28 protein-coding genes are annotated in these 21,944 nt (G+C 63.2%); 3 read left to right on the top strand and 25 right to left on the bottom strand.

Going from position 1 to position 21,944, the window contains the following annotated elements:
* Window positions 1-81 precede the first annotated feature (81 nt).
* The 3 genes from CAL29_RS27830 to CAL29_RS27840 form a co-directional block, all read right to left on the bottom strand.
* Complete coding sequence (locus tag CAL29_RS27830) at window positions 82-1,062, bottom strand: FecR domain-containing protein (RefSeq protein WP_094856120.1); 981 nt, start codon at window positions 1,060-1,062, stop codon at window positions 82-84.
* Entirely contained in the window at window positions 1,059-1,568 is a 510-nt protein-coding gene (locus CAL29_RS27835) for a sigma-70 family RNA polymerase sigma factor (RefSeq protein WP_218831904.1), read from the bottom strand. Before CAL29_RS27835 ends, CAL29_RS27830 begins: the two co-directional genes overlap by 4 nt.
* Window positions 1,569-1,719: 151 nt before the next feature.
* A complete protein-coding gene (locus CAL29_RS27840) occupies window positions 1,720-3,093 on the bottom strand; it encodes an HdeD family acid-resistance protein (protein WP_094856121.1) in 1,374 nt (457 codons plus the stop codon).
* A 93-nt stretch (window positions 3,094-3,186) separates the two neighbouring features.
* Here CAL29_RS27840 and CAL29_RS32335 point away from each other — a divergent pair, with 93 nt between their 5' ends.
* Both CAL29_RS32335 and CAL29_RS27850 read left to right on the top strand, forming a co-directional pair.
* Window positions 3,187-3,360, top strand: coding sequence for a helix-turn-helix domain-containing protein (locus tag CAL29_RS32335; RefSeq protein ID WP_373559840.1), 174 nt, complete (start codon window positions 3,187-3,189; stop codon window positions 3,358-3,360).
* 574 nt (window positions 3,361-3,934) lie between these two features.
* Window positions 3,935-5,140: an AAA family ATPase gene (locus CAL29_RS27850; protein ID WP_094856123.1), complete on the top strand. Its 1,206-nt coding sequence runs from the start codon at window positions 3,935-3,937 to the stop codon at window positions 5,138-5,140.
* Window positions 5,141-5,175: 35 nt separating this feature from the next.
* Here the strand turns inward: CAL29_RS27850 and CAL29_RS27855 are convergent, their stop codons facing one another.
* The 4 genes from CAL29_RS27855 to CAL29_RS31755 all read right to left on the bottom strand — a co-directional run bounded on the left by CAL29_RS27855 (window position 5,176) and on the right by CAL29_RS31755 (window position 6,719).
* Window positions 5,176-5,451, bottom strand: a complete 276-nt coding sequence (locus tag CAL29_RS27855) for a BrnA antitoxin family protein (protein ID WP_094856124.1) — start codon at window positions 5,449-5,451, stop codon at window positions 5,176-5,178.
* Window positions 5,438-5,704, bottom strand: coding sequence for a BrnT family toxin (locus CAL29_RS27860; RefSeq protein ID WP_094856125.1), 267 nt, complete (start codon window positions 5,702-5,704; stop codon window positions 5,438-5,440). Before CAL29_RS27860 ends, CAL29_RS27855 begins: the two co-directional genes overlap by 14 nt.
* 142 nt (window positions 5,705-5,846) lie before the next feature.
* Complete coding sequence (locus tag CAL29_RS31450) at window positions 5,847-6,383, bottom strand: hypothetical protein (RefSeq protein WP_143277759.1); 537 nt, start codon at window positions 6,381-6,383, stop codon at window positions 5,847-5,849.
* Window positions 6,384-6,578: 195 nt separating this feature from the next.
* The gene (locus tag CAL29_RS31755; protein ID WP_179284204.1) at window positions 6,579-6,719 is read right to left on the bottom strand and encodes a hypothetical protein; all 141 of its coding nucleotides are present in this window, start codon (window positions 6,717-6,719) and stop codon (window positions 6,579-6,581) included.
* Between the two features lie 164 nt (window positions 6,720-6,883).
* Here CAL29_RS31755 and CAL29_RS27875 point away from each other — a divergent pair, with 164 nt between their 5' ends.
* Window positions 6,884-7,069, top strand: a complete 186-nt coding sequence (locus CAL29_RS27875) for a DUF3606 domain-containing protein (protein ID WP_094856128.1) — start codon at window positions 6,884-6,886, stop codon at window positions 7,067-7,069.
* A gap of 56 nt (window positions 7,070-7,125) precedes the next feature.
* On the opposite strand, the gene CAL29_RS27880 is transcribed toward CAL29_RS27875, so the two are convergent.
* The 18 genes from CAL29_RS27880 to CAL29_RS31760 form a co-directional block, all read right to left on the bottom strand.
* The gene (locus CAL29_RS27880; RefSeq protein WP_094856129.1) at window positions 7,126-7,506 is read right to left on the bottom strand and encodes a response regulator; all 381 of its coding nucleotides are present in this window, start codon (window positions 7,504-7,506) and stop codon (window positions 7,126-7,128) included.
* Window positions 7,507-7,975: 469 nt separating this feature from the next.
* Window positions 7,976-8,500 carry a hypothetical protein gene (locus CAL29_RS27885; protein ID WP_094856130.1) on the bottom strand — a complete coding sequence of 175 codons (525 nt, stop codon included), beginning with the start codon at window positions 8,498-8,500 and terminating at the stop codon, window positions 7,976-7,978.
* Complete coding sequence (locus tag CAL29_RS27890) at window positions 8,497-8,955, bottom strand: hypothetical protein (RefSeq protein WP_094856131.1); 459 nt, start codon at window positions 8,953-8,955, stop codon at window positions 8,497-8,499. Before CAL29_RS27890 ends, CAL29_RS27885 begins: the two co-directional genes overlap by 4 nt.
* Window positions 8,948-9,283: a hypothetical protein gene (locus tag CAL29_RS27895; RefSeq protein ID WP_094856132.1), complete on the bottom strand. Its 336-nt coding sequence runs from the start codon at window positions 9,281-9,283 to the stop codon at window positions 8,948-8,950. Before CAL29_RS27895 ends, CAL29_RS27890 begins: the two co-directional genes overlap by 8 nt.
* Window positions 9,283-9,789 (bottom strand): glycoside hydrolase family 24 protein, encoded by a 507-nt coding sequence (locus CAL29_RS27900; RefSeq protein WP_094856133.1) that lies wholly within the window; start codon window positions 9,787-9,789, stop codon window positions 9,283-9,285. Before CAL29_RS27900 ends, CAL29_RS27895 begins: the two co-directional genes overlap by 1 nt.
* A 62-nt stretch (window positions 9,790-9,851) precedes the next feature.
* A complete protein-coding gene (locus CAL29_RS27905; protein WP_094856134.1) occupies window positions 9,852-10,301 on the bottom strand; it encodes a hypothetical protein in 450 nt (149 codons plus the stop codon).
* A 13-nt stretch (window positions 10,302-10,314) separates the two neighbouring features.
* Window positions 10,315-11,538 carry a hypothetical protein gene (locus tag CAL29_RS27910; protein ID WP_094856135.1) on the bottom strand — a complete coding sequence of 408 codons (1,224 nt, stop codon included), beginning with the start codon at window positions 11,536-11,538 and terminating at the stop codon, window positions 10,315-10,317.
* Window positions 11,538-12,428 carry a hypothetical protein gene (locus CAL29_RS27915; protein ID WP_094856136.1) on the bottom strand — a complete coding sequence of 297 codons (891 nt, stop codon included), beginning with the start codon at window positions 12,426-12,428 and terminating at the stop codon, window positions 11,538-11,540. Before CAL29_RS27915 ends, CAL29_RS27910 begins: the two co-directional genes overlap by 1 nt.
* Window positions 12,425-18,004, bottom strand: a complete 5,580-nt coding sequence (locus CAL29_RS27920) for a phage tail length tape measure family protein (RefSeq protein ID WP_094856137.1) — start codon at window positions 18,002-18,004, stop codon at window positions 12,425-12,427. Before CAL29_RS27920 ends, CAL29_RS27915 begins: the two co-directional genes overlap by 4 nt.
* 35 nt (window positions 18,005-18,039) lie before the next feature.
* Window positions 18,040-18,351 (bottom strand): DUF1799 domain-containing protein, encoded by a 312-nt coding sequence (locus CAL29_RS27925; protein ID WP_256977884.1) that lies wholly within the window; start codon window positions 18,349-18,351, stop codon window positions 18,040-18,042.
* Entirely contained in the window at window positions 18,348-18,671 is a 324-nt protein-coding gene (locus tag CAL29_RS27930; RefSeq protein WP_094856138.1) for a phage tail assembly chaperone, read from the bottom strand. The genes CAL29_RS27925 and CAL29_RS27930 overlap by 4 nt, the downstream gene beginning before the upstream one ends.
* A gap of 86 nt (window positions 18,672-18,757) precedes the next feature.
* Window positions 18,758-19,414 carry a phage tail protein gene (locus CAL29_RS27935; RefSeq protein WP_094856139.1) on the bottom strand — a complete coding sequence of 219 codons (657 nt, stop codon included), beginning with the start codon at window positions 19,412-19,414 and terminating at the stop codon, window positions 18,758-18,760.
* A 99-nt stretch (window positions 19,415-19,513) separates the two neighbouring features.
* The gene (locus CAL29_RS27940; protein WP_143277760.1) at window positions 19,514-19,954 is read right to left on the bottom strand and encodes a hypothetical protein; all 441 of its coding nucleotides are present in this window, start codon (window positions 19,952-19,954) and stop codon (window positions 19,514-19,516) included.
* Window positions 19,951-20,304, bottom strand: coding sequence for a DUF3168 domain-containing protein (locus CAL29_RS27945; protein ID WP_094856141.1), 354 nt, complete (start codon window positions 20,302-20,304; stop codon window positions 19,951-19,953). Before CAL29_RS27945 ends, CAL29_RS27940 begins: the two co-directional genes overlap by 4 nt.
* Window positions 20,282-20,791, bottom strand: a complete 510-nt coding sequence (locus CAL29_RS27950; RefSeq protein WP_094856142.1) for an HK97 gp10 family phage protein — start codon at window positions 20,789-20,791, stop codon at window positions 20,282-20,284. Before CAL29_RS27950 ends, CAL29_RS27945 begins: the two co-directional genes overlap by 23 nt.
* Entirely contained in the window at window positions 20,775-21,131 is a 357-nt protein-coding gene (locus tag CAL29_RS27955; protein ID WP_256977780.1) for a phage head closure protein, read from the bottom strand. Before CAL29_RS27955 ends, CAL29_RS27950 begins: the two co-directional genes overlap by 17 nt.
* A gap of 112 nt (window positions 21,132-21,243) precedes the next feature.
* Entirely contained in the window at window positions 21,244-21,723 is a 480-nt protein-coding gene (locus CAL29_RS27960) for a head-tail connector protein (protein ID WP_094856143.1), read from the bottom strand.
* Between the two features lie 2 nt (window positions 21,724-21,725).
* Window positions 21,726-21,902 (bottom strand): hypothetical protein, encoded by a 177-nt coding sequence (locus tag CAL29_RS31760; RefSeq protein WP_179284205.1) that lies wholly within the window; start codon window positions 21,900-21,902, stop codon window positions 21,726-21,728.
* Window positions 21,903-21,944: the final 42 nt, after the last annotated feature.

The raw sequence follows: 21,944 nt of genomic DNA on the forward strand, positions 1-21,944 counted from the left end.
AATCCGATTTTTCCCTGAAAAATTCTGGAAAATTTCTTCGTCGGCGCGGCCTGGATGCAGCGGGGCCGGCCGTGACGCCTCTCACGCCGGCACGACCGACACCCAATAGCGGCTCCAGTAATGCACCCGCACGGGCAGGGAGTGCTCCAGGGCGTTCAGTACGCGCGTCGTGTCCGGCAGGGGAAAGACGCCGGACACCAGCAGGTTCCTGACCGCGGGGTCGCAACGCACCCAGCCGGCACGGTACCGGCCCAATTCCTTCAGGAAATCGCCCAGCCGCATGCGTTCGACGATCAACTGGCCATGCGTCCAGGCGTAGGCGTCCGGATTGGCGGCGGTGGCGTCGGCGACGACGTCGGACGTGAACGATGCCTGCCGGCCGGCGTCGAGGCGGGTCGGGCGGACGGCGCGGGACGGCTGGATGGCGACCGCGCCCTCGTACACCGCCACGCGCGAATGCGAGCGGGATTCGCGCACCAGGAAGCGGGTGCCGAGCGCCTGGACGGTCCCGCGCGGGGTCTCCACCAGGAAGGGACGCGGGGACGGCCTGGCTTCAGGGTGAGTCGCGATGAAGACCTCGCCCGCGCGCAGCACCAGCCGCCGTTCGAGCGCGGTGAAGCGCACCTCCAGCTCCGTGGCGGTGTTCATGGCGACGCGGCTGCCGTCGTCCAGCACGATGGCCCGCGATTCGCTGGTGGCGACCCGGTATTCGGTTCCCTGCCTGAACCATGGAGCGCCTTCTCGCGCGGCCAGGGCAAGCACGCCCGCGCCGCCCGCCAGCATCAGCGTGTAGCGCAGCGCGCGACGCCGTTGACGCAGGCGCGCGCCGCCGCGCAAGGCGGGCCCGGCCAGTTCGGGCGGCAGCGTCGAGAAATGCCGGTCCAGCGCCTGCACGTGTTGCCAGGCCGCCTCGTGCGTGGGATCGGCGCGGCGCCAGCGCTCGCACGCGGCCCGTTCCTCCTGCCCGGCATCGCCCGACCACAGCGTCACCAGCCAGGCGACGGCCTGCTCGACGACGGCGGCGTCCGGGCCGGCGCCGCCGCCCACCTTGGCCCGGGTCATTCGGCGACCAGGGGCAGGCACGCGTACACGGCCTTTACCATGTATTTCCGCACGCTGGCCACGGACACATGCAGGCGCGCGGCGATCTCCGCGTAGGTAAGCCCGTCGAAGCGGGACAGCAGGAAGGTCTCCCGCACCTTGGACGGCAGGGCATACAGGACCGCATCGATTTTCTCCAGTGTCTCCAGCACGATGGCGCGGCTTTCCGGCGAGGGCCACAGCTCTTCCGGCAACACGGACAGCGTTTCCAGGAACGCGGCCTCGATCTCCCGGCGGCGCGACTGGTCGATGACCAGGCCCTTCGCGATCTGCATCAGATAGGCGCGCGACTGATCCGGCGCCGGCATGCGGCGCGCCGCCAGCAGCCGCACGTATGAATCATGCGCAAGGTCCGCCGCGGCAGCGGCGCAGCCCACTTTTCGACGCAGCCAACCATACAACCATGCGTGATGATCGGCATAGAGGGAATGCGCGCCCTCGGGATCGATGGGAGGAAGATCGGACACGAAAAAGCCTGCCGGCGAGTGAATCTAGGAATCTATAATGAGAATTAATACTATTTTTGATTATATCTATATAACACATCAGGGGACCAACGCCGCCGCGCGGGGCGTTGCTATCCCCCTGCCGGATCGAACCGGCGTGTCGCGTCTTCCGTCAGGCCGTCGATTTGCGCGCCACCGCTTCACGGTCCTGTTCGCGCCATTTGGCGCGCAGCGCGGCGATTTCCCGAATCGCCGCCTGCAGCATGGTCCACCAGCCGAATGGACGGGGGTCCGCCAGCATGCTCAGCGCGCGCGCATAGTCCAGGGTCAATCCGGGCGTCCACGCCATCGTCAACGCCCGCTTGCGGATCTGCGAAGCCACCCACAACTCCGGTGTCACCAAAAGGCGCAGCAGCACCCGCCAGCTCGTATTCGCGTCGTGCAATCTGCACACGGCGCCGTCCAGCGCCGCTTCCAGCGCGGCCGAGACCGAGCTGGAGCAATTACGGTAGGTCAGGTTATAGATTTCGGTCTTGCGGTATTCATTCCAGAATTCCCGCAGCTTGGCCGCGTCATAGTTCCGGATTCGCACTTGTACCGTAGACGGACACCACGCCTTGGATTCCGTCAGGTAGTCCGGCTGATAGACGCCCGGGATATTGTTTTCCGGCGTCGCACGCAGCAGCGCGCCGAACTGTTCTGGCGAGCGGTCGATTTCCTGGGCCGGATAGAGGCTGATGTAGATCCCCTCCGGTGACTCCAAGGCCGCATGGCCCGTGGACACGACGCCATTGACGTCGACCGCGGCAATGTAGCGGTCAATGACGGGATAATTTCGCGTTTCCCGTTTGGCCGACCCCGACGGGGTCCAAACGTGTACGGTCAAGGCGCGCTCGGATGTCAGCGGCGGACCATCGAAGGTGGTAGGCGTGCGGTTATCGGCTTGGGCCGGCATGAAACCGGCGCGAGCATTCTCGCTCAGCGCCGGATTGGATTGCATGTCGCGCACGCGCCGAGCCAACGACAGAAGTTTCAAGCCCGCGAAAGCCAGAAAGAGTCCCAGACAATACGGAACGGTGCCCACATAGTGGGTCGGATACGGCTGAAAGAAAAAGACGGCGAGCAGGCACTCGACCACGCCGGAGGCAAAGACGTAGCGCCATCGCGCATAGCGCACGACGTAAGCGGCGATGCATTGCAACAGCCCGTCGGCGAGAAACACCAGGCCGAAGATCATCGAGAGCGCGAAGTGCCCATGGTGATGGCCCGCCAGAATGAGAAGACCCGCGGCCAGCACGAGGAAGCCTTTGACGTAGCGCAGGACCTTCTGGCCGCCGACGCCTGATTTTGCGATGACCAGGGTAGCCAGGCCGTCGATCACGAACAGCGTGGCGAAGAAATTCAGGGGGAAATACAACGCGGAGTCCAGCGCATCGACGAACACGACGACGCCGCAGATGAGAAAAACCCAACCCGCGGCGCGAAGCGCCGTGATGCGCGTCTTCAAGTAATCGACACCGAGCAGCAGCAGCACCAAATTACCCATGATCTCGTTCCCCGACAGGTCGGTGTGCGCCGCACGCGAACCTTGGAGATCGTGGCCGGCACGGATGGCCATCGAGGGAATCGGTGCGGCACGGTGCGCGGCGCTGCGGACGCGTCGGGCATTGAACCCTCGGCGATCAGCCGGCGGATACAGCAGATGGAAGGCGTGCTGGGCGTCGATCCGTTCGAACGCAAGGGGCGCCGCATCGCCCCGGCCGACGTCGCGTCGTTGCCATGCGACGATCGCACGCCACGCCTGAGTCATTGATTCTGGCGCGCCCGACAGGAATCGAATTTGTTTATAGACGATTTTGCGCCAATTTACACCACTTTTCTTAGGAGATGGCTGAATCTAATTAGCGCTATTTGGCGGCGTTTGTCCCAAATTTTGGCCCACGGGAAAACGCCGCCGCTCCCAAAAACTACGGGTCGCCAGTTTTGTAGAGGCCTCCAAGATTCCCACCAAACCGAATCACTTCCCCGGCGGCTTCCACCCGCACCTCGCGGCCCCGCCTTGTTGTGGATGATCGGCTTGAAGGTTTGTCATGACGTGTCTATCGTCCGGGTCTTCACGACGATCTCAGGTTCGGCCGCCCCCCCTTACCCTGACCTTGCCTGCCGCTATCGCTTGGTCATCTCCCTAGAGGCCGACGTCTCCGTCCGCGTTCTCGGCCGAGTCGTCTGGGGCGGGGGTGAAGCTGTGAGGGGTTCGGCCTGCGCAAGAGGGCGGAGGCGGGGTTGTTGTAAAGCTACTCGCTAGGACGAATGAGCAGCGGTTGAGTGGATATTTTTATCATTCAGCATCATACTTATATCTTGTCGGCCCATATTATGAGCATCTGATGGATAAATTTGCAGTCCACTCGAAGCTTGCTTCCGTCTTCAGCCCTAGCGCCCCGATCGATCAACAAACGCTTTTCTCGGGTCGGATGTCTCAGTTGCTTGACGTAATGAACGCGGTAAGCCAAAAAGGTCAACACGCGATACTTTTCGGCGAGCGTGGCGTGGGAAAGACGTCTCTCGCCAGGGTTATTTCCGCAGCCGTGCGCAGTAGTGGCGCGCAATACGTCGCGTCAATCAACTGCGATCCGCAGATGACATTCACGACACTATGGCAAAAGATATTTCGTGAAATACCGGTTACCCATGGAAAAGCACCCGTAGGATTTACAGGGGAGCCGTCTTTTACTGTTGACTCGTTGGCGAACCATCTCCCAGCGGTTGTCACGCCGGATGACATTCGATACTTATTGGCTCGTATGCCTGGGATTCTGGTAGTGATTGACGAGCTGGATCGGCTAGAGGATCACTCTGTAACCGCTTTACTGGCCGACACGATCAAAACCTTGTCTGATCACGCAGTTCCTACAACAGTGCTACTCGTAGGTGTGGCCGACTCTGTCGATGCGCTAATACAAGAGCACCAGTCAGTAGAGCGCGCGCTCGTGCAGATCCGGATGCCGCGCATGTCGCCTGCAGAATTGTACGAAATCATCGACAAGGGCCTCGGGCAAGCGGGAATGACAATAACACCTGAGGCTCGCGACAAGATCGCAATTCTGTCGCAGGGTCTTCCTCACTATACCCATCTCCTGGCGCTCTATGCTGCACAACGAGTGGTTCTAACGGGGCGGACTGAAATTACGGCACAGGACGTTAGGACTGCTATTGACGGCGCACTCGCAAAGGCCCAGCAGAGTATCATTAGCTCGTACCACAAGGCCACCACGAGCCCTCAGGATAATCTTTACCCACAAGTCCTATTGGCGTGCGCCTTGGCCAAGGCTGACGGTCTCGGTTCATTTGCTGCATCTGACGTACGCGGTCCCTTAAGTCACATCATGCAGAAGACTTATGACATCCCCGCGTTCGCGCAGCACTTGAACAAATTTTGCGAAGAAATCCGTGGCCCAGTTCTTCTCCGAACTGGCAGCGCCAGGCGTTACCGGTTCCGCTTCGTCAACCCACTTCTTCAGCCTTATGTGCTGATGGACGGGATCAAGAAAAGCCTCATTAAAGAGGCCGAGATAACTGACCTTGCGAAATGATCAATCCAGCCCGCCCCGCGCGGGCTTTTTCATGCTTACGCTCGGTGCTCCTTCAGCCAGTCCCGCAGCGCATCGTTCATGCGCGATTGCCAGCCAGGCCCTTCAGCCTTGAAGGCGTCTACCACGTCCTGGTCGTAGCGAACCGTCAGTTGGACTTTGGGACGCTCCGCGCGCGGGCGCCCTACCCGCTTCAATCGCTTGAATTCGGCCTCGCCCAATTCGTAGGTATCGGGATCCGCGTCGATGCCGCGCTGGATCTCCGCGTCTTCTTCCGGCGTGGGGATAATCGTCCCCGGCTTAAGCTTTGGCATAGCGTTTGATCTCCCGTGAATTTGCCTTCCTCAGACTGAGAATTCGGCGCGCATCGTCACGGTCTACATAGACCGCCACATGCAGGCGCAGCCCGATGTAGCCGATAGCGATCATGCGGCACTCGCCATAATCACAACGCGCGTCCTCTTCAGCGAGAGCCCCATCCCATTCGAATTCCTCGGCCTTGGCTAGCGACACCCCATGCTTGCGCTGGTTGATGGCGTCCTTGGCAGGGTCGAATGTAATTTCCATGGATTTATTGTAGTTACGGAAATTTCGGTCCGCAAGAAGTTTTTGTAGCTACAAATTCTAGAGGTTACTTGCCGCCTCCCTCCACAGAGAAGAGCCCGAAGCAAATCTGGATGATCCTGGCCTTGATGTGCTGCGCCTCGGCCTAGCAAAGAGAGCCGACATCCAGATCAAGTGAAAGCTGAAGCCACCGTTCCGGCATGACCAGCTTGAACGGCCGCCATGGCCCCGGCAAAAAGGATACATCGCCGATAATGGGTTGCAGGTTCTCCTGCACGATGACCGCGGCCTTCGCCTCATTGAAGCGGAAGTAGCAATACGATAGCGAGATACGAAGCGCGGCTGCGGCGACACGCATACTATTGCCACAGCGTTCAAGCAGATGGAGATATGCCGCAGCCCTGGACTCATGCGGCGTAACGGTCACAGAAACGGATGCGGCCTCCTTGGCCAAAAGTTGAGCCAGTGGGTCAGCGGGCTCGTTTCCGGCATCGACTCGACGGCGCATCGCCGGGTGATCTTCAGCGCTGATCTCCTCGCCGTCGATTGGCTTGTCGAGTCTCACCGCACCGCGGACTATCTTTTCGGTGTATTCGACAAGATGTTGGTACAGATGCCTGAAGAGGCGATCCTGGAACTCAGGATCGTCGAAATCTGGCGCTATGCCGGATTTCTCAGCCATCTCAATCGCGATTAGAAGTGCTTGGCTAGACACGTCTTCCGGGCGGTGTTCGCCCTTCGTGGCTCCAGAGATTTTCCCGAATTTCCGCTGATGACGACTGACAAAACGCTGGTATGCTTCGAAGTTAATGGAACACATCGCTGCAACCCGTTGAGTTTTAACGGTATTGCAGCCTAAAGATTCCGCCGGGCAACATCAACCGATTACATATCCCGTTTCGAAGAACACCAACGGTTGCACCGCCCGTCCAGTGACAATCCAACCCGGCCCGAACGCCGCCGTCGATGCGCTGAACTCCGCCGCGTCTGCCGCCGCGCGCGCGGCGATCGAGGCCATGGCGAAGGCTCAGGATGCCCTCGCCAAGGTTGCCGCCTCAACCCCAGCCGGCCGGCGCCGACGCATCAGCGGCATGACGGCATGACGTGGGGTGACCGGCCGCAGTGTGCGTGCCGGGACTGACGTTTGCTTCCTGGGGACGTCACATTGCTGAAGAGGCCATCATGGTAGACGACCTGAAGAACCGCGGCGCCCAGGACCGCTCCCGCATCAGCCTGTCCGAGGAACACGAGGTCCGATACTGGACCCAGGCGCTGGGCGTGAGCAAGGAAGTTTTGACGAAGGCGGTAGCGAAGGTGGGTAATTCAGCCAATGCGGTGCAGGATTATTTCAAAGGCAAAGGCCTTTAGTTCCACAACTATCCCACCGCGCTCGGCAGCAGCACTTCATAGCGGACCGGCGCGAGCTACATTGCGAGGGCGGTGATGGCCTCTTTTAGGCCTTCTGCCCCGAATGGCTTTTGTAGGATCTGAAGGTGCGCATCGCGGTGGACGTCGGCGAGCACGTCGGCGGCGTCATAGCCCGTGACGTAAAGGACCGGAAGTGTAGGGTATCGATCGCGGACAGCAGCAACGACTTCCCTACCAGTGGCACCTGGCATGGAGAAATCTGTGACCACCAGATCGAATTCACGATCCGATCTGACCGCCGCGATGGCTTCTGGGCCGGTCGCTGCAACCACCGGCAGATATCCCAAGTCAGAGAGCAACTCAGCAATCACGGCAGCTACCAACGGTTCGTCTTCGGCAAGCAGCACGAGCCTGCCAGTTTCTGTGAGTCTGGGCATGCCAATGGCCGTAAGTTTGCGACAACAGGAGTGAGTGTAGGGCCTCACCGTCCAGCCCTCGACCGAAAAAGAGCAACATCGTTACTTGGGAATCGTAAACACGTAACATTACGTATGCAATACTTCGCGAGCCCTGCACCGCGGCCGCCTGGGAGTAGAGTATGTATCTAGCGTCAGACAAATTTGGCTCTGACAAGGTGTAACCGGACAGCTTTGATTCGGGGTACGCCGCTGCTAGGGTTCACAGCGTGGATGTGACCAAATTGCAGCGCGTGTACAACCGCATGCGGACGCACCTTGATGCCGCGACTTCGGTCGTGGCTTTTTTCTGTAAGATCGGTACGCTGAATTGCACTGACGCCACCGCGGCCCGTGGCATATGGCAACTATCGCCTGGACGAGGGCGAGACCATCGATTGCGCGAAGCTCGGCGGCACGCTGAGATAGTGCGCCGGGCCTCGCCCTAGGATTATTTCATGCCGGCGCCCATCGCGCGGACGTAGCCCTGTAGGCCGTTCACTTGGTCGGCGAGTCCCGCAGCATATCGGACCACCTGATCATATCGCCCTGTGCACTCTCCAATAACTGTGAGGATGTCAGGGCCGGCGGCTGCATCAGTTCGGCTTGCGGGCTGGGGATTCGGGGCGGCGCGACGGGTGCGCAGTTCATCGATCTGCCGGCGCAGCCCTGCAACAGCATCAGCATACCGGCCATCAGCAGCAGCTTGTGTAGCCAGGATTTGCCCACGGTATTTCGCATAGTTCGCCTCTACGGTTTGTTGGACGGCCGCTTCTTGCGCACGGTATTGCTCGGATAGCTTCTGCGCGGCCGCCTGGGCCTCAAGAAGCGCCTGGGCGCGGCCGGCCTCGTAGCCGCTGTGATGCAGCCACCAGCCGCCGGCCGCCAGCGATCCGACCAGCGCAGCGCCGCCAGCAGCGGCCCACATCGATCCGGTGCCGCCCACAGCGGCCTTGATTGCGTCCAGGATGCTCATGGGGTGTTCAGCCATTCGGGGACGTCGCCCTTCTTGTGGGAGGGCCGTGCAGGCGCCGGCGGCGCCGAGGCCGGCCCAGGACGGATGTTCGCGCGGGCGGCGTTCACCGCGGCGCCATTGGCCGTCGCTGCCGCCTGGCTCGCGGTGCGCGACGCGCGCGTGGCCGCACTCGCAGCCTGGTCCAGTTTCTCGCTGGCCTGGTCAAGCTGGCCGGCGGCCTGGTCGACCTTGCCGACGAGCGGCGGCAGACGGTTGTTGATGACGGCGATCAGGTCGGTATTGGCCGACTGGAGACGGTCAATTTCCGGCTGCATCAACTGCCGCATCCATAGCGCGCCGAAGCCGGAGCCCACGCCCACCAGGAAGAAAAAGAGCGTCCACAGCTTGATCTGCGCGGCTATGGCCGTCAGGCGGTCTTGCCGGCATTCGCACCACCGGCGGATTTTCTCAGGCATGCGATTCTCCTTTGGGTTGGGGAGGGATCCCCTTCAGCTCGGCGATCTGCGCCTGCGCCTCTTCCAGTTGGTATTCCATCAAACCGACCCGCGCCTTCATCTCCGCCCACTCGCGGAACATCGCGTCGTACTTCTCGCGCAGATCGGAAAGCAGCGCGCGGAGCTGGTCGCGCTCCGACCGGACGTTGGCGAGCGTTTCGCCGCCGGCGGTGACGCTGGCCAACGCGTTGTCCAGCATGCGGCTCAGCATCGGTAGCACCCATTTGCCGATGCCGAAGGCGGCCGCAGCGCCGCCGCCAGTGATCAGCCACATCTTGAAGTCGTCCATTACGCCTCCAGCGTGCCGCCGGCGCGCGTGTAGACCGCCCGCAGGGTATCGAGCTGCTGTTCCCGCTGGCCGTAGCCGGCGCCCGGAAGGCTGGCCCATTCCTTCCGGCATTTCTCGACGGCCGCATCGAAGCGGCCCGCCAGCACGTCGGCGAGCGCTCCGCGGCGAGTGATCAGGTAGATCGCCACGCGGTCCTGGCTGATGGGCGTGAAGTCGCTCACGCCAGCGGCGCGGCTCGCCCAGTCCCAGGTGTCGGTGCGGATCTGGCCGGGCACGGCTGCCATGATCTGGTAGCGGCCGGCGGCGTCGGTCAGGCCGTATTGCGTCTTGACCGCGATGCGGGGATGGTCGGCGTAGCCGTTGAACGTGCCGCCGCCGACCAGCACGTCGTAGCCATCGTCATCCGTGGCCTGCCGTCCGTTGTCCGTCCCCTCCGAATACGCGATCGTGTCCAGGAACGCCAAGACGTTGCGGCCGCCGGCGGCGCTTTCTGAGATCCGTGCCATGCTTTCTCCAAGGCGAAAAAAACCCGCCACAGCGGGCGGGTGTTCATTGAGTGGATGGCGAGCTATTTAATTTGGCTGGCCTCGACAAACATCTGGTCGATCTGCTCGTCGGTCAGGCCCAGCGCGTGAGCCGCAGCAATCAGCGCCTCGCTGTCGCGCCGCACGGAAGGCGCCTCGTTCCATGCGAGCTTACTCATGTCGGTGTCGGGCAGGGCATCGAAATAGGCTTGCACCTGCGAGAGCAGGCCCCGCTCAGCAAGAACACGGCGCGCTTGATAGCGGGTAACCTCCGCCGGCACGACAACCGGCGCGGGCTTTGTGGGGTCGTGGTCAGCCAGAACGGCAGCAATGGCATCGCGCTGCTGTTGCGTAAGGCCCGGATTGCTTACGGTGATACCGTCCAGGCCCGCGGTGTCTCCATAGTTAACGCCCTCCGCAGTCCACGAGATAGGCGCGTCCGCCAATCCGGCCGCGATAAGTTCAGAAGCAAAAGAAGGTCCGATTTTGTCCATGGTGACACCTCGTTTACGGGCGAGCGATGATGGCCTGAGTGATAGTGAAAGTGCCCGTAGTGCCGGAATTCACCGCGACGTAGGTAGCAACTGCGTGCATCCCTTCGCTTGGCTGATCCGATACGCAGAGTGAAACACCTACGGCTTGCCCGTTAACTCCACTGTGATATACCCCAGAAAATTTCGCGGTGCTGTCTTCGTACAAATATATGGAGCACCCATATCCTTGCTGGTTGTTGGAGACGGTTCCGTTAAGTTCAAGAAACACGCTCTCGCCCCCCCATACCCAAACATACGTAGGGCTGATGACTTGAGTTGGTGACGTGTTTATCGTGGCAGCGCCAAACGCACTCCCCGCGGCAGCGGGGTAGTATCTGTTATGCCATGACGCTACGCCCCGGATGTTGCTGTCGAACTGGAATTGCGCGCTGGCATTCCGATAGGCCATTCCCACCAACGTCCGCGAGGGATCGCCGGCCTTAATTTCCACGCCATCCGTGTGGGTGGCGTGAGATATAGAGCCGGTAGGCACTGCCTCCAGGGCGATCTCGCCAGCCCCATCATCTTTCGCAAATACGAAATAGGACCCCGCCCCACCAAGCGCACCTATCGCCAGGGCGACCCCGGCCGCTGGAATCCGATACTGTCTCCCATTGATGATCAGGCCATTGCCGTTATACGGGTATAGACAGCACCACTGAGCACTCACAAACCGGAATTGGCATTGCCCATGCTCGCGCAGCAACACCACGTAGCGCGAACCGTCCCATTCCATCGGGCCCTGCGTCGGCACGAAGATAGGCCCCTGGTTCGTCGTAGGGATGGCATTCAGGGCATAGAGCGGCAATCCGGCGCCGGCGGCCGCCAGCAGCGCGTACTGATACGCCGACAGGAACGCGGTGCCGCCCACAGTACCGCTCTCCTTGCTCGCCCAATCTTTCGCTAGATTCCGAGACTGCAGCGCGAGGGATTCCCAGGAACTCGCAGCGGTCGCCGACTGTGCCGCGCTCCCGGCCGACGCTGCGGCCGCCGTCGCCCGCTGGTCGGCATAGGTCGCGCTCGATGCGGCGGCAGTCGCATCCGCGTCGACAGCAGAGGCCGCCTCGTTGACCTGCTGCTGCAGGACGTTCGCCTCGGTTGCGAACTGAGGCAAGGCCGCCATGAACGCGTCGGCCCGATCGGGAAAGTTCGCCGGGTCGCTGCGGCTGGGCGGCGTCGGCAGTGCGGTAATGCTCATTATGTAAGCCCCTCGATTTCAAGGTTGCAGAAATTCATGAGTGGATATGCGATATCGATGCTGAAATCGCGGTAGAAGCCGAAGATCGTGAGCGGGCCGTAGTCGTCGCTTTCGGCACCGATATACACGCAAGGGGTTGCGCGCAGGCTCGACAGCAGGCGGTACACGGCGGTGAAACGCCCTGTCTCGACCCACAGGCGCTGTGACGAACGACGCGAGTATCGGCGCTCGCGGAACGTCGTGACGCCTGTCTCGGAGGTGTCCTTGCGGCTGAAATCCTGGATGCCAGCGCTGCCGCCATACTCGGCTTCCCCAAGGAAATAGGCCGAGCCCAAAATCATGGAGCCGCAAGCCACGGACGCGCCGGCGGCGATGATGGACACCTGCAGGACGAGACTGCCGTAGGCGGGCAGGTCCGTCAGCACCACTTCCGAGACCTGCGAAAACGGCTCAAAGAAATACTCGTACCAGTTTGTCACCAGAGACCCTTCCAGCGACCGCTCGAACTCGTAAATCACCGGGCCGCCAGCGCCGTCGCGGCCGGTCACTTCCAGACGTCGAGCATCGAGTTCGAGCAGCGCCAGGCTGTTCACCAGGCCGGGCTTCACGATGACCGTAAGGGGGCTGTCCACCACGGTCCGCGTGCTGACCTGATCGTCGAACATCGCCCATCGGTTCGACGGGCCGGTGAGCGACCAATACAGCGGCGAGGTGTTGGGCGGGTTGCCCATGTTCGGCGCCTGCACGGACTGGTAGACGTTTCCCTGGTACAGCACCACCGAGCCGAGCGCATAGTTAACGTTCGGATCATAGGCAGGCGCATCGTTCTCCGGCACGTTCGAGGAAAGTAGCTGCGCCTGGCCGATGGTCACTGGCTTGATAACTTTCATGCTTGCTGTACCTCCACCACAGCCAGGGGCTCGTCGGATTCCGTGCGCACCAGCAGCCCGTCCGCCTCGATCCGATCCAACTGGCGCGCGGTCTTGGCGGTGTTGCTTGCCGCGGCGCGCGCCTCGATACGCAGCCCTGCCAATTCCTCGCGCAAGGCCTGCTGCTCGCGCAGCAGCGAATGCAGCGCCGCGATCATCTCGCCCTGGTCCCGGCTATCGGCGAGGATGGACTGGGTCTGCTGGGCATTGAAGATGCGCGACGGGCCCGTGACCTCCAGTTCGGGACCATTCTCACCAACCAGCCGTAACCCGCCGGCGTGATCGCCGCCGGCCGCGAACGCGGCGACAGGCTTGCCCGTCAACGCATTCACGACCTGGCGCAGCCCGTTGACGGTCGCGTCCTTGGCTGCGTTGATGGCGTTGGCCAGGATCTCGTCGCCGCTGAGCGCCGAACTCTCCAGCGCCGCCAGGGTGGTGTCGATCTGCCCCAACAAGTCAATGCTCTGCTGCTCGTAGCCCTGCGGCGCGACCGCATCCATCCGGCCGGCCACCGCCTCGGCGCGCGCCAACGTCGTGGCGATGAAGGACTGGTATTGCGTGTCCGACGAGAATGCGCTCTGCGCCGCCTCCAGCAGCGGCTGCAGCATGCCATTGAGCTGGTCCGCGACGGCGGTCAGGTCATCGCCATTCGAGCCCATCGCCTTGGCATAGGCCGCAGCGAAATCGCTCTGCAGGACGTTGAACTGGTCCTCCGGGTCCAGTTGGCTGACACGGTAGTCCTTGACGGTCTTGCGCAGTGTGGCGGCCCCTTCCGACAAGGCGGTGGCGAGCGCCTTCTGGGCCTCGTAATACTTCACCGTCTGGTCGCGGAGGTCGCTCAGCGTCGCCACAGACTTGGTGGCGTCCAGGGCGAACTGCTGCAGCGAGTCCGCGTAGGCCAACTGCTGATCGCGCGCATTCTTCGCCGCCTGCGTGGCGGCCGCCTGCGCATTCGCGGCGTTGATGACCGACTGGGTATACGCCGCCTGGGCCTGCCATACGGCGCCGTCGCTGGGGGCGTTGTTGCTTCGGTCCAGCGCCGCCTGCAATGCCGCCTGCGCATCGTTGTATGCCTGCTGCGCCGCCGGCAGTTGGGCCTGAGCAACCGAGCGCGCGGCGTCCAGCTCCTCCCAGTTCTTTTTCTTGTACGGAACCGTCTTGGGCGCGTAGATATCCCAATTCAGCTTCGACAGCCAGGCCGAGGCGTCGTCGGCCTGCTTTTGCGCAGCGGCAACGTCGGCCAAGGCCTTGTCATGCGCGGCCTGCACCGCGTTGTAGGTCTGTTCCGCCGTGTTGCGCTCGCTGACGCGCTGCGCCGACAGCGCATCAGCAGCGTTCAGCGCGGCTGCGGACTGCAGCACTCCGGCATTGGTGGGCAGTGCGGTATTGATGCCGGCGATCGCCGCCCGGATCGCGGCCGGGCTCATCGGCGCCGGATCCAGGATATCCCGCGCCGACTGACGCACCGACATACGCTCGTTGCCGATGGAGTCGAGCAACGATTTCATGCGGTCGGCCAGTTGCTGGAATGCAGCATTGACCGTCGACACGAAGACGTCCGCGTCGACGTTCGCCAGCGCTTCGCCCATCGACTTGAAGTCGATGATCGTCCCGCCCAGGCCCTGGCGCAGCAACTCGATCTGCCCGCCGAGGTCCGAGCTGGCCTGCTGCGCGCCGGTGAGCGTGCCGTCCAGGCTGGACGTGCTGCTCTCGAAATCCAGCAAGCCGGACGTCAGGTCCAGGAACAGCCGGGATATCTGGCCGGTCACGGTTGACGTGCGGTTGAGCGTGTCCGCCAGCACCAGCGCGCTGACGGCGGCCGCATCCATCGCCGGCGCCACGCCACCGTGGCCGGTGTACGCCGCCAGGATGGCAGCGGCCATTTGCTGGCCCTGCTGGGTGGTGGACTGCACCACGGCGGCGAACTCCGGCGCCACCGCCAACAACGCGGCATAGGCGGCCTGGCCCGAGTCCGTCGTCAGGTCCAGCGCCGACACCATGGCGCGGAATTCCTCCATGGTGTCGGGCAGCACGATGTTCAGCCCCTTCAACTGGTCGTTCATGGAGGCCAGGCTCAACTTCGCCCGCTCCGATTCCGAGTAATACTGCTGGTAATACTGCTGCGTCGCCTGCGTCATCGCGTCGATGCTGCCGAAGGCGTCGACCAGCTTGGAGGCCGTGGCGGCGCCGCTGACCGACACGTCGAACAACTTCAGGTCCAGCAGCTTCAACGCCTGATTGGCTGCGGTCAGGTTGCTGCCGAGGCGCGCCAGGGTCGCCGAGGCGGCCTCCCCCTCCTTCGCAAAGTCCGCGATGTTCGGCACCAGCGAGCGAACCATGTTCTCGCCCACCGCGGTAATCGCGTCCTCGATGAGCTTCTGGTTTTCGTCGTTGTCCTTGCCCAGCTTGACGCGGATTTCCTCGCTGTACGTGTCCAGCGACTTGGCCGACACGCCCACGACCTGGGCCAGCGCCGCCGCGTTCGCCTTCATCTGGTCGAAGGCGGCATTGGTCTGGTCGATGAACGAATCATCGAGCGTGCCGATTTGCGTCCCGCTCTTGTTGCTGCGGAACAGCCCGCCCTTCTGCTTCCAGGGCGTGCTGGTATATCCGTTGAAGCCGAGCGTACCGAAATCGCCCACCAGGGTGGTGTCGCCGTACTTCACCGGCCCCATGCCGAACAGTCGAGCGATGGTCGAGGAGCCCGACAGCATGGAGGCCAGTTCGCCGCTCAGCCCCATGCCCTTCAGTACCTTGTCCGTCCACAGAGACGGCCCTGTGATCGGGTTGTACATGGCGATCGGCGCCATGGTGCCATTGTCGGCATCCCACCCCTGCTTATACAGGGACTTGCTCAGCATCGCGCCGGCGGCGATCCAGCCAACAACCGGGATGGCGCTGGAAGCCATCGACCCTAATCCTGCCGCCGTACTGCCGGCGGTGGTCGGGCCAGCAAGGCCGGCCGCCAGGGTCGCCCCCTGGCCGGTCATGCCCAGCGCGAACTGCTGCGCCGCGGTGGAGCCGATGGCGCTGCCGATCGAGGAAATGCCGGAAGCCAGAGAGGCCGTAATGCCGCCGGTCAGCGCGCTGTACGCGGTGCGGGCCAAGCTGAAGATGTTGGCCGTATTCATGCCCAGGCCCGCCAGCCCCGAAGCGCCCGACGAGCCGGTGCCCGACAGCGAGGACACGGCACTCGCACCAGACGCCAGCAAGTTGGTGCCGGTCAACCCGGCCATGTTCCCCACCAGATTCACGACGATGGGCTGCAGGAACATCTTGTAGATGGCGTCGGCCACCGTCGTCTTGAACGTGGTCACCAGCGAAGTGGTGAACGACTTCCAACCCGCCTTCCCGTTGTTCAGCATCGCGGCGAAGCCCTGGCGAAACACGTCGCCATACTGGTCGACGGTCTTCTGCCAGTCGCGGACATAATCCTCGTTCGCTTTCTTCTGCGCGTCTTTCACATCCTTGGCGCGCACGGCGCTGGCCAGGCGCTGCCGGGCGTCGATCTCCTGGTTGATGAGGTCGATTTCTTCCTGAGCCCCGTCGAAGCCTTGAAGCGCCGCCTTGCGGTCCTCCAGGCGAGCGATGGTCAACTGCTCCAGCGCGGCCTTGCTCATCCCGTAGGTGGCGACTTGATCCTCCGTCGCCTGGGCCTCCTGCGTGATCTTCGCAATGCCGTCGCGCATGTCGGCGAAGTACTTGTCGCGCGACTCCAGAAAGGCCTTGGTCTCGGTGTTGGCGCGGACCAGCGCGCCGGCCTCAGCGGCAAGCGCCTGCGTGCGCTCCAGGCTCGCGCGCACCTGCCCCTTGACGTTGCCCTTCAGCAGTTCGCCGATCTCGGCCGACCGGCGCTCGAATTCATTCAGCTTGCTGGTTTGCAGGCCTCGTTCGGCCAGTTCGGACGACAGGGCCTTTTCCTCGGCAATGCGCGCAGTCAGGCGCGCCGCCTCCGTCTCTCCGCCGACAGAGCCGGTGCCCTTGCTGTCAAACTGCTTGTTGATCGCATCCAGGGCGGTGCGGTGCGCCTCGTAGACCTGGCGATATTCTTCGGTGCCCTCTTTCAGCCCCGCAATGGCCTTCTCGAAGGCCTGCTGCTCTTGCTGGACGGCCTTCACACGCTGCTGCGACGGCGAATTCCGGCTGGCGTCGTTCAGGTAATCAGCGCGGAACGATGCGCGGTCCACGTCCTGCCGCCGAGCGCTGCCGGCCGCGGCCTGGGCGGCCTCGGCGAAGTATTCCTTCTCCAAGCGGTCCTGCTCGGCTTGCGCGGCCGCCAACTGCGCGGCCAGTTGGCCGGTGGGTCGGCTGCGCGCAGTTTGCGCCAGGAGCTTGTCGCCCAGGTTCTGCACGACCGCCGCCTGCTTGGAAATGCGGTCTTCCAGCGTGCCGGGCCGGCCAATATCAAGCATCGCGTCCCAGGCGCTTTTCGCCACGGATTTGACGCTCTCCCACGCGCGCTCCAGCGTCCCGAGATTAGCCTGCAGCTTCGGCGCGCGGTCGTTCAACGCGTCGGCGTATGCCTTTTGCGCCACGGCGGCAGCCTGCGCCACCTGGCCCTGGCGCTCCAGGGAGCGGATCTGCTCGTAGGTGCTGGCCGTGAGGAAGTTCATTCCCTCGTTCAGCTTCATCACCGCGTCGAGCGGCGCCTTGCCGATCTCGATGAAGGCCTTCACCGTATCTTCAGCCGCCGTGCCGGTCGCGTTTTCCCAGCGGATGGCCGCGGCCGCGAACGCCTCCATGTTGGATGCGCCGACCTTGGTGGTACGAGCGAACTGGTCCAGGACCTCCGCGGCCCGGCCCTGCGTACCGATGACGTCGCTCACACGGCGCGCCATCTGTTGCAACTGGTCGGCCGTCTGGCCGGCCATGGCGCCGGTCTGGAGGACGGTGGCCCGAAAGCGCTGCGCCTCGGCGGCGCCCTGCGAATAAGCGGCCGCCAGCGCAACCCCGGCAGCGGCGGCCAGGGTGAAGGGATTGACCAGACCGGCGACATACCCGGCCATGGCGCGCGCGGCCGGCGCGATGCCGCCGAACATGTCCTTCAACTGCCCGCCCTGCTGCAGCAGCACCGTCATGGGGCGCTGGCCGCCCTGCAGCGACACGGCGATATCGGTGAACTGCGCCGGCAGGCTGCGCGTGGCGGCCGTCAGCGCCTTGGCCGACATGCCCGCGTCGCCCTGGGCAACGGAAACCGCCTTCAACTGGTCGAGGTAGGGCTTGAGCTGGTTGGGGTCGACGCCGCGCTGCTGAGCGATCGCCTGGTAATACTCCGCCGTTCCCTTTGCGCCGGCCTGGGTGACAGCGATTTGCCGCTCGATCTGGTTGATGAGGCTCTGGGTCGAGCGCTCCATCTTGCGGGTGGCTTGGTCGCCATCATTGGCGGCCTTCGTGAGACTTTGCGAGGCGCCGCGGCCAAGATCCTCGATCGACTTCTTGGCCTTGCCCGTCTGCTGCGTCACCTCGGCCATCGTGGCATTCAAGCCCGAGGCGTCGCCAGTGACCGCGACGACGCCTTCCGCGATGAGTTCAGACATAGCCGATTCCAATAAAAAATGCCCGCCGAAGCGGGCTACTTCTTCGCCATTTCTTCCAGGGCGGCACTTTCCATGACCAGGATTTCATCCTCCAGGTCTTCATAGCGCTCAGGCGACAGGTCCATGCGGTCCATCTTGTGAAAGAGCGCGACGTAATCCAAGCCGGTGGCGCCGGAAAACCCGACGCGCCATTGCGTGCGCATTGCCACGAACAGGGAGAATGCTTCCTCATGGCCCGGCCAGATTTCAACCGGAGGCCCGGCGACGTCCTCTAACGTCAGGCCGAAGGCTGCCAGCTCCCTCGGATCGGGACCCTTCGCATAGAGCGCTGCGCCCAGCGTGGTCAGTTTCCCACGCGCGCCTTGATCAGCTCGTCCACGTAGGCCGTGAAGATCGCGCGCGCGGCACCGACGAAGTTCTCGACCAGCTTTTCGACGTTCTCCCGGTCGAACGACTCTTGCAGCTCCCAGCCGCAGGCCATGTCCATCACCAGCGCCGCGTCGTCTTCCTGGTCCTTCGCCTGCTCCATGAATTCCTTGAACTCGGACTTGCTGCGGTGCCTGAACGTGAACTCGACTTCCGCGAAGTCCGCGCCCGGGATGGGCAGCTTGACCTTGTGCTTGAAAGTGGGTTGCGGATTGAGGGTGAATTTGATCTTGGCGGCCATGTGGCGGTCCTTTCAGAATGAAGTGGGGGAAAAAGTGGGGAGCTGGCTGTGCTGGTGCGCGCGGCACAGCCAGCGAGGCGGCCGTATTAGGCCGAAGGCGCCGCGTAGCGGACCGGGCGGGACAGCAGGGAGAACGTCGCTTGCACGGCCATCACCTGGCCCTTCGTCATGGTCGGCGTTTCGTTGAACGACACGTAGCCGTTATAGAAAATCACCGAACCATTGGGGAACGTGATGCGCAGCGCGCGGACGTCGCGCTTCTCGGCCGCCGCCTGCACCGCCTTGTAGCCGGCCAGCGTCGGATCGTCGGCGATGGTCAGCGTGAACGACTGCGCGCTGGCCTGCGTCGGGATTTGCGACTCGAAGTCGTTTTCGAGGAAGCTGAAGGTGGCGAACTGCATATCGCCGCCGGAGGTCGACGTGTCCGTGACCTGGGTGATCTGCGTCCACGCGGTGACTTCCCGCACGGAACCGACGCCGGTGCCGGCCGGATACAGCACCTGCGATTGGGTATCGGTGCCTTCGAGCGAGAAGGCGCTCGCGGCGGCGTCGGACACACGCATGATACGGTCGTTCAACTTCTGCCAACCGGACTTCACTTCCACGATTGCGCCGTTGGACAGGCCATGGGCGGCGCTGGTGGCGACGGCGGGCGCGGCATTCGACAGCGCGGTGACGTTCTTGACCGACCCGTAGGCGGTCGCCAGCGCCAGGATGACGCCATTGGGGAGGGATACAGACATGGGGATTGCTCCAATCAAGGGACGAAAAAAACCCGCCGAAGCGGGTTGAAGGGATGCGCCCCCTCGATCGAGGGTCGCGGGGCCTGATTGCGCAGGCGATCAGATGGGTTCTAGGACGTCGCTTTCGACTTCCAGGGCGACGGTGCTGAGCGCCAAGTCAGTGGCTCCGCCCAGCCCCAGGGCGCGGCTGGATACGCGAGCGGTGAAGTAGTGCGCGCCAAGGCCTGGCACGACAATGCGGAAGCTGTAGGGGGCGTCCTGGTCGACGGCGGCGCGCAGCAGGGCCTGGCCGGTGTCGTTCAGCCGGTACAAGTCCAATTGCAAAGATAAGAGCGCCCAGCCGACACGGCGCTGCCGTGGGCGGCCGCCCGCCAGCGGCGAGAAGGTCACGGTCTGAAACTGCCTGGTGAGGCTCCCCGACGTGCGAACGCCCCGAACCTGCGTGAACGACAGCGCCTCGAACGCCGCCGGCGTCATCGCCGCAGGCTGAGCGGCTGCAACGTAAACCGTCGAGCCTGAGAGCGCGGATGGATTGCTCATGATGGCGAATACCAAATGCTGAAGTCCTGCTGCGAGCCGAGGAACTTCGTCACGTCATCGCTGCGGCTGACGGCGGGCCCAGCCGGCTGCGCCAGGGTCGGCGCGCCGCACAGCGTCTCTTTGATCTGCCGCATGAGCGTCGAGGCCTCGGTGCGCTTGCGCGCCCATACCACGACCTGCACGCGGGCATTTTCTTTATCGGGCAGCGTGCCATCGAGAAACACCGGATCCACACCGCCGACCTTCTGGTAAATGACAAAGGGGAGTTTCGTGTCGCCGGCCGCCGAGTCCGGGAAAACGCGGCCGCCCACCAGCGGGCCGACGATATCAACCATCAGGTTTTCGAGCATTCTGGATATCCTGGATCTTCTCGGCCAGCCGCCGGCGCCCCGCCTCCACCGCGGCGGAAAGTTTCGCGTCCACCGACACGCGCAGATATGGCTTCGCGGGCACGAATACGGGGACCTTAAGCGGCTGGCTTTTCACAGTCACCCAGGCGCCGGAGGGAAGCTGAATCACAGCGTGGCGGCGCCAGTGTCCATGCTCCACCAGCCACCAATGCGGGGCCTTCCTCTTGTTCACGCCAATGAGATAGGTCTTGCGGTCCGACCCGGAGTCCTTCTCGTCAAACCAGCGATATATCGCCTGTTGCAACGTGCCCATCTCCACGGGAACCCGGGAACGCATCTCGTCGTACAGCACCATCGCCATCGCATGAGCCGCGGGCCGCAAGGCTTCGTTCTTGATCCTGTCGAAGAACTTGCCCACCTGCTCGGCAATGTCTCCCTCGAACGAGAATGAAACGCTGTTGGGGGCGTACTTACGGCCCTGCTTCATCGCTCTCCACCTCCCGCGGTGACAACAGGCGACAGACGAGGTCCACGTATTCACGCCGATCCTCATCGGGTAGAACCGCCTCCACCACATAGTGGTCGTCGCCGTGGACCAGCCGCATACCCATGGACACGTCACGGCGATAGCGAAGGCGAACACTCGCCCGCACGATGGGCCTGTCAGCTCCGGCGATCAGCGCCTTCAGGCCGGACGTGTGCCTGATCGATGCCCACGCGGAGGCGAACTCAACCCATTCGAGATCCGCCTCGTTGGCGGGGTTCTCGCGCTGCTGGGGGTGCTGAAGCCTGACCCGACGATTAAGGCTTCCTGCGGCTATCCCCACGCTACACCCCCATCCCGCCTCATCTGGGCTGCAGCCGCGAACGGGCTCCCCGCGACGGCGCAAGCGCGATGGCCGCTCTGGATCGCAGTCCGGCGTTTCAGTTCACCACCTTTCACGGCATTTGCTCCACGCGGTACGGGCGAAGCAGGTCCGGCACGCCAAGCGGCAGTTCCGTGACCGTCACGCCCGTGATTACAGCCTCCCGATTCGCATACAGGTGACCAAGCGTGAGGCGCACCGCCGCCAGAAGACTGCCGTTCGCCACAATGCCGTCTATGGTGCGCTGCGCGTCCAAGCGGAAATCGGCCAACTTCTTTTCGGCCACCTGCCGCGCCATTGCGGCGGCGGCTGGACTGTTCATTGCGTTTGCTGCCGCTACTGCCTGGTCGTATGCGTCCTGAGCTGCGGCGGCATTGTCCGCCAGGCGTGCCATGGCCACATTCAGATCGGAAAGAGTCCCGTACACGTTGCGGTTCAGGTGCGCCGCGACTGCATCTTCGGCCGAGCTGAGCAGATCGAGAAGTTCCGCATCCTCATCGCTATCACTGACGCGGCACTGCGCGCGGCATTGCTCCACGGTCAGCAGCGACATGATCAACCCCTACCTTTAGCCGACGTTTTTTCGTCGGCTTTGTCGCCGGCATCGTCAATCGCCCCAAAGGCCTTCGCCGCAGACTCCAGCTCGGGCGGGCAGTCATCGCCCGCTTTGAACTGCGTGGGGTAGATTTCGCCCTTCTTAACCCCACGGAATGCTTTCGTGAATTTCGCCATTTCATATCCAGAAAAAAAGGAGGGTGACCACCGGCTACCCTC

The organism is Bordetella genomosp. 10, assembly GCF_002261225.1.
GTDB lineage: Bacteria > Pseudomonadota > Gammaproteobacteria > Burkholderiales > Burkholderiaceae_B > Bordetella_C.